At 58.0% G+C, this 6,880-nt stretch carries 4 protein-coding genes; all 4 read right to left on the bottom strand.

Going from position 1 to position 6,880, the window contains the following annotated elements; genetic code table 11:
- Positions 1 to 121 precede the first annotated feature (121 nt).
- From AC54AF_RS26745 to AC54AF_RS26760, 4 genes are read right to left on the bottom strand one after another with little or no spacing between them, the layout of a single operon-like run.
- Positions 122 to 1,327, bottom strand: a complete 1,206-nt coding sequence (locus AC54AF_RS26745) for a Wadjet anti-phage system protein JetD domain-containing protein (protein WP_496639003.1) — start codon at positions 1,325 to 1,327, stop codon at positions 122 to 124.
- On the bottom strand, positions 1,324 to 4,722 hold the full coding sequence (locus AC54AF_RS26750) for an ATP-binding protein (RefSeq protein ID WP_496639004.1): 3,399 nt from the start codon (positions 4,720 to 4,722) through the stop codon (positions 1,324 to 1,326). The genes AC54AF_RS26745 and AC54AF_RS26750 overlap by 4 nt, the downstream gene beginning before the upstream one ends.
- Entirely contained in the window at positions 4,719 to 5,318 is a 600-nt protein-coding gene (locus tag AC54AF_RS26755) for a DUF4194 domain-containing protein (RefSeq protein ID WP_496639005.1), read from the bottom strand. The genes AC54AF_RS26750 and AC54AF_RS26755 overlap by 4 nt, the downstream gene beginning before the upstream one ends.
- A complete protein-coding gene (locus AC54AF_RS26760; RefSeq protein WP_496639006.1) occupies positions 5,315 to 6,751 on the bottom strand; it encodes a DUF3375 domain-containing protein in 1,437 nt (478 codons plus the stop codon). The genes AC54AF_RS26755 and AC54AF_RS26760 overlap by 4 nt, the downstream gene beginning before the upstream one ends.
- Positions 6,752 to 6,880: the final 129 nt, after the last annotated feature.

Raw genomic sequence — 6,880 nt, forward strand, 5'->3', positions numbered from 1 at the left:
AGTATGAAGCGTTTGCAGCATTTCGTCAACCTTCTTTTTCACCCTGCTTTACTCGGCATTTGCATGCATCGTTCAGCGAGGGGGCGAATTATAGCCAAGCGCCACGATAGTAGCAAGGCTTTCAGGCAATATTTAAAATGGCCGACCTGACCCAGTGAAAACCCAGCCTTTCCTGCTCCAGGCGGACGCACTCTCCCAAGGTATTGTCACGTAACATGTGGAACAAAGCTTGCTCCTCATCCGTCAAGCGAGTCAGATTACCAGCATGACGTTTATGCTGTTCTTCACTGCCCCATAACAAGCGATGCGCTTCAAGGGTTGCGATATCCATCAACATGGAACGTGCCTGGGGCAAGTATTCGCGCAAGCGGTCAAGAATGGCAAAACCATGGGTATCGATATCGCCCCAGTAAATCACTTCCTTATCCGCTAACCAAGGCACATCACCCAAGCGGTCGACGCCATAACCGCCACCGAAGATCACCATGCTGTCCGCCACCTCCGGAAATGCCAGCCCATTGATTTCATTCTCGGTGATGAAGACGCGTTTTACCGTGGTCCGCAAGGCAGCAAACTGCGCGACTGGTACGCTCAAGTCAGACAATCCACCGATATGATGGCGCGCATCGAGCAGGCGAAAGCGTATCAATGCCGGCTTGCTCAGCAATCCATAACGCGCTTCAAATTGACGGGCACCGATCGCCTGCATATCAATCGCCTCCGACGGCATGAGCTGGTCCAGCAATTCCGCCAACAAAGCCTTGCGCGTTTCGATGAATTTACTGTCCACCCCAGGAATGTCGAGCTCGCGCAAATAGCGTTGCGGGCGGGGGTGGGCGACAAACCACTGCAAGATCAAGACGATGCGCTCCCATGCGGGCGCATGTTCCAGCAACAGCATCGGCCGGCGCGCGATCCAGCCGGCCAAAACCGGAAAAGCCTGCAGCGTCAGGGCTGACAGTTGTTCGAAGCGCCGTTTTTCAGCCACTTTTCCAATCAGCCGCAATGCGTCGGCTTCATCAGCCACAACGACACTGGCCGGCATACGGTTACGTCCCAGCTGACGATGATTGATGTCACGCCATGCGATGGTATAGCCGTGTCCCTTGTGGCTCTTGCTGCTCTCGTCAAGCTGCCGTATCCAGCGCCTTACTTCATCGAATTGCTCGCCCAGGCTGGCCGTCCCCGGCTGGCGTAAATTAAGTGTCCATGGAAATATCGAGTTGCCATTCACATGCGCCGCCAACAGACGGCCACTGTCCCACAGGCGCAGTAGCTGGGCTCGAATGGCCGATGGCGAGGTCCAGTTGCTGCTCATGTCGCTCATACAGGGTGCGCCTTGCGTTCGGCTTGATATTGCTCAATGCTCAGGTAACGCAACATCGATTGCCGCCCTTCTTCGCTGTGCACAAAACCCAGCCCGGCAACATAGGGTTCGATGATATGAATTTTTTGTAACGGCGTGACGATGAGCAATTGCAAATTCATGCGTTTGAACAATTCCAGTCCATATCGTGCGGATTCGTCAGAACCGCGGCCGAACGCTTCATCGATCACGACAAAACGGAAGGAACGGGAGCGCACCACTCCCCACTCCAAGCCGAACTGGTATGCCAGGCTGGCGGCCAGCACGGTATAGGCCAGCTTTTCCTTCTGTCCGCCAGACTTGCCGCCGGCATCGGTGTAATGTTCATGCTCGCGGTCGTCTTCGCGCCAGCGCTCGGAAGCCGAAAAGACAAACCAGTTGCGCACATCGGTCACCTTGCGCGTCCAGCGCTTGTCCACCTCGGCGCTGCCGCTGCGGCCCCGGAAACGCTCGATGATAGTTTTTACCTGCAGAAATTTGGCTTCCGAATATTCTTCGTCGCTCGACCCGGTCAGCGCGCCTTCGGTGCAGGCACGCAAGTCGGCCTGGAAGTCGCGCAGGTCGGCGTCCAGGTTGGGCTCGGCTTCCAGCGCGATGTAGCGGTTGGGGTTGTAATCGATATCGTGCAGCGAGCGGTTGATGATATCGATGCGTTCGCGGATGGTTTCCCGCTCACGCTTGAGCTGCGACTGGAAGCCGGCAATTTCGCGGATCGTGTTTTCATTGAGCAGCTCCTTGAAGCGCTGCGCAAAGCGCGGCAAATCATCGGCCTGCAGTGCCGCCAGCATCTTGCCGAATTCGCCAGCGGCATTGATGCTCACATCGACCTCACGCGTATCGAGCGGCCAGGCCGTGACGTAATCGCTCATGGTATTGATGATACGGTCGCGCAAACTGGCGATTTTCTTGCTGTCGGCATCAATACGCGCTTGCAAGAAACCGCGCATGTCTTTTTCGCGGTTATCGCACGACTCCACCGTCAGCTTGTGTTCGCCCAGGGCTTCCGCCTGCAACTGCAGCAGCAGAGGAAAATACAGCTCACGCGCGGGCTCTGGCGTGGCGTCCAGCAACTGTGCGCAGTCGGCCAACTGGCGCCGCGCCTGATCCTGACGTTCGCTGAGCCGGGCATGCTCAGTGGTGTGACGGCTGATGTCCTCGTCCGTGCCGGCTTGCGCTTGCGTCAGTGCTTCAAGCTGACTCTGCAGTTCACGCAACAAATCCGACGCCGCTTCCAGCGCCTCTTTTTCACGCAGTAATTGTTCGACCGCCAGCAACAGCGGCTTCCAGTCCAGATCGCCGAAATGCTGGAACAGCGCCAGTTGCTGCCATTGGCCCAGACGCTCCTGATGTGATTGACGTTCAAGCTTCAGTGCCCTGATGCGTGCGCCATGGGCGGTGATGCGCAGCGCCAGGTCACGCGCCTGCTTTTCCAGCGCCGCGATCTTGGAGTGGTTGGTCCAGCCCAGCACATAGCGCGCACGGTCATCGAGACGATGGCGGTCATCCTTTTCGTGACGCTCGCCACCCGCCTTGATCTGGCCATTGCGCGTGATGGCCAGTTTTTCGCGTTGAAATTGTTGCAGCGAATCACAGCAGGCATAGTCGAAGCGCCGTGCCAGTTCACTGGTGATCCAGGGATAAAAGGCCGAATCGGGCTTGATGGACAGCTTGCGCACCAGCGAATCCGCATGCAGCGGCCGCGCTTCCGGCATGCTGACTACACGCACCCGAAAATAGACCAGGCGGGCGCCAAGATGGCTACGGTCCACCCATGCCGCCACCGCCGCATAATGGACTTCCGGCACCAGCAGCGCCAGACCGAAATTGTGCAGCAGGCGTTCGGCCGCGCCTTCCCACTCGCCGGCATCGTCGCGTACCTGGATCAGCTCGCCAACAAAGGGCAGCTCGTCACCATCGAGATCCAGCGCGCCGCACAGCAAGTCGCGCAGTTTCAGCATCTGGCCTGGAATATTCGAGCGGCGCTGGCGTAACGATTCAAGTTCTGCCGTCAGCTCGCCATGGCTGGCACCGAGTTCATGTACTTTCACACCCGCCTCGGTCAGGCTGTTCTGACACTCGTCATGCTGCACCATGCATTGCGCCTGGCCACTGTCGATGGCGCGCAAATTGGCACGAAAGCCTTCGTCATCAGCCGCGCCCGGCAACCCAAGCGCTTGCGCCAATTCATCATATTGCGCGCCACGCCGCGCGCGTTCATCCTTCAACGTTTGCTGACGCGCGATCTCGGCGTCGATCTGCGCCAGACGGTTGCCGCCGTTGGCAGAAATGGCTTCCCGGATTTCATCGCGGCGCACGCTTTGCTCGCCGCGCAACTGTTGCAGCCGTTGCAGGCGGGCAGTGGTTTTTTCCAGCTCCAACGCCAGTTGTTCCAGACGGCTTTCCAGCAAGTCACCTTTCAAGGAGGCAAACCACGGCCGCAGCGCTTCGCGGCAGCCGCGCAATTGCTCATCCTGCTGCTGCAAGCTGGCATGACGTGCGCAGTCGGCAGTCAGCGGCAACAATTGCTCGATCTGCTGTTTCGCCTTCAATACCGCTTCGTGCGCGCGATGCAGATCATCGAAATGGGCGATCAGGGCGGCGATGCGCTCTTCGACGGGAAACGCTTCGAGCATGTGCTCACGCACGAAGTCGGTCAGGTTGCCGACCGACTTCATCGACACCGTCTGGTGAAACAATTCCATCGCCTGCTCATTGCCGATACCGAAGCGGCGACGGAAATCGGCGCCATAGGGCGGAAAGGTATCGTGCAGAACGACGCCCTTGCTGGCGCGCAGGCGCTTGCGCAACTGATTGATATCGGTGCCGAAGCCGGCAAACTGGTCTGCGATCGACAAGGCACTGTCCGCCACGACATAAAAGCGCTCGGGCTGGCCGCGTGCATCCTTGAGCCAGAAGACCTGCGCCAGGGTCACTGTCTGATCGTAGCCCTCGTTATAAAACACGCCGAGGATCACGGCATAAGTATTCTGGTCACGCAAGGCGACCGCGCGCGCCGTGCTGCCGGTGTCGCCGCGTTCCGATTTGTAGTGGCCGAGCACATACGTGCGCAGGCTGCGCTCATGCGCGTCGGCGCCAGCGGCCTTGTTATAGGAAATCTTTTGAGCGGGAACCAGCAAGGTGGTGATGGCGTCGACCAGCGTCGACTTGCCAGAACCGATGTCGCCGGTCAGCAGCAGATTGTCGCCGCCCGGATGCAGTTTCCAAACACGCGCATGGAAGGTGCCCCAATTGAAGACTTCGAAGTGATGCAGGCGAAAGCCGGCGCGCTCCATGGCCGCCGGGTCGGCGAAATCAAGCTGGGGCATTACACCGTCCTCATGATCACGCGCCGTCATTGCGCATCCTCCGACAAACCCACGCCATGGCTGGCGTAATCGTTCAGGCGCTGCTCGAAATCGCTGAGCCATTGCGCATCGACAAAGGCCTTCAAAATGCGCCGCACTTCAAATTGATGATCCTGTCCACGCAAACGATACAGGAAGCCCAATTCGACCACTTTGTTCAGGTGCGTCTCCATGCGGTCGAGCAAACGTGCTTCATTGGCGGTATCGGGCAGGAAAAGGCGCAATTGTTCGGTAATCTGCTCACGGCTGACGATCAATCGCGTGTCACCGGCATTGCTGTCGAACTCCGCCAGCTTTTTACGCAACAGCACCAGGATCAAACTGACCGGATAACTGAGCTGGCGGCGCGGCACCAGGCGCGGCAGCGCAACTTCCCCTTCCGGCGTGGCGCGCTGGCGCAGATAGGCATAACCCTCGGCTTCATCGAGGATCAGTTCCAGGCCGATTTGCTGGCAATAATCGCGCACGCGCGCTTGCAGCAGCAGCAGGGCCTGCCACAAGGCGACATCGTTTTCCTGATACAACACGCCTTGCATCAAGGCGATCAGGATCTGGCTGTAATGCATTTCGCTGGAAGAATTCATCATGCGCTGAAAATAAGGAGAGGCACCGTGGCAATGCGCGCACGACCTTGAGCATCGGTCCAGTGTATCGTTTCTTCTTGCGTATCGTCGATCACGCTGGGCAATTCCTGCGTCGCCAGACTCAGATAAGTGGCCAGTTCCGCCAAGCCCTGTTCGAGCGGATACTCGGCGATCAGCGAGGCCAGTGAAATCTGCTTGCGCTCTTGCAACGCGCGGTGAACATTCGACGCGAGTTTCAGGCGATCGACGTAGACCTGGCCGAAGAGGGCTTCCGATGGTATGGGTTCCGCCATTTCATCGAGCACGCCATGCAAGATGGTTGGTTTGAATGGCGGCGTAAACAAGGTGCGATCCATGACTACCGTCACATCCGGCCCGGCGGCATCGATGTCGATAAAGGCGGCATGCTCGATGACTGCGCGCGCATCGAGCGCCTTTTTTTCTATATCGCGTATCAACTGCATGATACGACGATTTTCCAGCCATGCCTGGTCATCCAGATAGCGTCGCAGCTGTTCGGACAAACGGGCTACCGTGCGCTGCGTCACTTCGCCCGCCTCCAGCCAATCGTAATGTATCCGCAGCAAACGGCCATCGGGCGCCAGTTCACGCACGGGATCGAGTGCCATTACCGCATTCAGCAGCGCCGTCAATTCATCCTGGCGCGATGGCGACATCAACAGATCCCAGAAGGCGCGAAAGCTTTTCCCCTCGTCGGAATCGGCGATCACATCACGCTTGCCGAAAATCTCCTGCAGCAATTCACCTTTGCTGCCCTCCCAGGTAGCGATACGTTCACGCACCGAGCGGTCCAGACTGCGAAAATTGTGCTCGACGGCGCGAAAGTCCGACAACAGTTCGCGCGCCGTCGACGACATTTGCAGAAAGCGTTCGCGTATCTGGGTCGGCTCCATCATGTCGAGCCGGCCCTGGGCGATTTGCGCGATTTCCGCATCGATGGCCGCCTTGCGTTTCTGCAGTTCGGCGATACGGGTACGGGGATTCAATTCCGTGCCATCGATAATCTGCCGCAGCAAATCGAATACCGTCATCAGGCGCGATTCGGTGCCGATGAATTGGCGCTGGCCCAAGCCAAGCAGCCATTCGATTGCCTGTTCGGTCGGCGGGGTCAGATCATAGTGCGGTTCGTCTTGCCCGCTTGGATAATATTTGCGTAGCCAGCCCCGTTCATCGGAAGCCCAGTCGTCCAGATACGCTGTCGCGCTTTTGGGAAACAACACCTCGCCAGCCAGTTCATGCAGATGATACAGATGATCGTCCAGATGCGATGCCAATTGCTGGCGCGCGATGGTACGGATATTGGGCGCAATAAAATGATGGTGCAGGAAACTGGCGATCATCGGTGCATGATCGGCGGCGAGCAAACGCCAGGCAGGATGGTTGCGGCGCTGGGTAGAAAGTTGTTGATAGTCCATCTGTATGCGTTTTAGGGGCTATTGCGCACTGTAGCACCGATCAATGGCACAACTCATGACAAATCTCTAAACGTAAAAAACCCCCACCGGATCACCGATGGGGGTTTTTCGAATAACAAGCCTGACGAT

The sequence above is a fragment of the Janthinobacterium sp. JF4 genome (assembly GCF_059617925.1).